Here is a 1,780-nt window from a genome sequence, read left to right as displayed (position 1 = left end):
ATCAAGAACTGGCTCTGGACACGCGAGCAGAAGGCCAAGGCCGGGCCACCGAATGGCGTTCCCACGGCGCAGGTCACGCCTGAGGTCGAATGGGTGAAGCCGGACATCAACGCTCGCGTCCGGACGCTACGCGGCGCGCCCAAGCTGCGCAATGCTCCCGTGCAGGATCTGTGGGAGATCAACAGTGGTGGCGCTGGCTGAGGAAGACAGATCGGAAAAGTTGCCCAGTTATGCCGCATCCGCGGCCGGGCTCCTCGCGGCCATGGGCAACGAGAAGCGACTTCTGTCTCTGTTCATAATGGCCAAAGGCGAGATACGGGTCCGCGATCTGGCATTTCGGGTTGGACTGAGCCAACCCGCTCTCTCTCAGCATCTTGTCATGTTGCGGAAATTTGATTTGGTTGCCAAGAGACGCGAAAGGAACACAACCTTTTATTCGTGCACCGACCGGGCTCTGAAGCTCATTCAGCTTTTGGAAAGATGGGTAGAAAACGACATGCTTTCTGACCTCAATCCGTGACAGCCAGTCGGTTTGGTGATGGCCTGTGGCAAGGGAGTTCGACTGTTCGTTTGCAAGTAGTTGGACCGCGCATTACGGCAGCGTATCAGTTTGAAATTTGACGCCGCTTATCGCGAACCGGGGCAGATCGTGGGCGCCCCGTCGCGACGACGTGTTCGCTCAACAGTGCACATTTTGACAGCGACGGATCGTAGGGGAGGCGCTATCGCGGAATGGCCGACGGGCTACCTAGACCATCAGGTTTAATTGCTGGATTCCTATTGTGCCGGTAGCGTAACTGAGCTGGGGCGTCCAGCACTGGCCGGCACGGCGTGATCCACCCCCAAATTCGCAACCGTGCCGGCCTTCGTTAGGTCAGACGCTACCCCATGGCAGGGTGGCCGGTCAGCTTCCCGGCCTAGACTGAAGTGCGTTGTCGATAGGTCTTGCTGCGGTGGCGGCATGACCAAACGCAACGGCAATTTGATTGAGGCCCTCAGCCACGTCTCCAATGGCATAGAGGCCCGCAGTGGACGTTTCGAGGTGTCGGCTGACCAGAACATATCCTTGCGCGTCACACCCTGCACCGAGTGCGACGGCAAGTTTCAGAGCGCACATCAGAGCCCATTGCGGGGTACACCACATCCACGTCCCGCATTGGCGCACCGTCGGCCATGACAACGTCGAACCCGGTTGCCCGAGCGACCAGATTCTCGACGGTGTCCCAGATTCGATGACGCCTGCCGAGGCCATGCCGCGAGCGTCCTCGGAAATATCCTCCGGATAGCTGGCGAGCAAGGTGACCTGACCCCTGTACTCCTTCAAGAACAGGGCCTCCTTGAGTGCCAGATGCACTGGGCCTACGACGCCGATGCGCTTGCCCACGGGCTCGTAGGCGTCGCAGACCGGACACGGTCGGACGGTGCCGGCCGCCACCGCCTCCTCCAGCTCTTCTATTGCCGGGGCCTTGTCCACAATCCCGGTTGCAAGAACCATGCGCTGTGCTCGGATGGTCCCGAAGGTGGTCGTCAGCAGAAAGGTCCCGTCGCGCTTCTCGGCGCCCGCTACACGACCGTCCACAACGCCTGCACCGTGCCTGGGCTTTGAGACGGCCGAGCAACTCTGGCGCGCCTACGCCGTCCGGGAAGCCAGGACAGTTATGCGATTTTGGAATGAGCTTGGCTCGTGCGTCGCCAGCGTCGACCAAGATCACCGAACGCAAGAATCTCGCCAGATACATGCCTGCCGCAAGTCCTGCGGGGCCGCCGCCGACAATCGCCA

Annotated in this window: 2 protein-coding genes and 1 pseudogene; 2 read left to right on the top strand and 1 reads right to left on the bottom strand. The window is 60.7% G+C overall.

The window, feature by feature from the left end; all coding sequences use genetic code 11:
* Both EN750_RS39710 and EN750_RS32695 read left to right on the top strand, forming a co-directional pair.
* Nucleotides 1-201 (top strand): annotated as a pseudogene (locus EN750_RS39710) (hypothetical protein); the annotation flags it as partial.
* Entirely contained in the window at nucleotides 185-520 is a 336-nt protein-coding gene (locus EN750_RS32695; RefSeq protein ID WP_245463759.1) for a metalloregulator ArsR/SmtB family transcription factor, read from the top strand. The pseudogene EN750_RS39710 and the gene EN750_RS32695, both read left to right, overlap by 17 nt.
* Before the next feature lie 384 nt (nucleotides 521-904).
* Here EN750_RS32695 and EN750_RS32690 read toward each other — a convergent pair whose 3' ends face one another.
* The gene (locus EN750_RS32690; protein ID WP_245482878.1) at nucleotides 905-1,579 is read right to left on the bottom strand and encodes an NAD(P)/FAD-dependent oxidoreductase; all 675 of its coding nucleotides are present in this window, start codon (nucleotides 1,577-1,579) and stop codon (nucleotides 905-907) included.
* Nucleotides 1,580-1,780 lie beyond the last annotated feature (201 nt).

This window comes from Mesorhizobium sp. M7A.F.Ca.ET.027.03.2.1, assembly GCF_003999175.1.
Taxonomy (GTDB): domain Bacteria; phylum Pseudomonadota; class Alphaproteobacteria; order Rhizobiales; family Rhizobiaceae; genus Mesorhizobium.
Note: the sequence above shows the minus strand (reverse complement) of the source record. Positions and strands in the feature narration are given on the sequence as shown.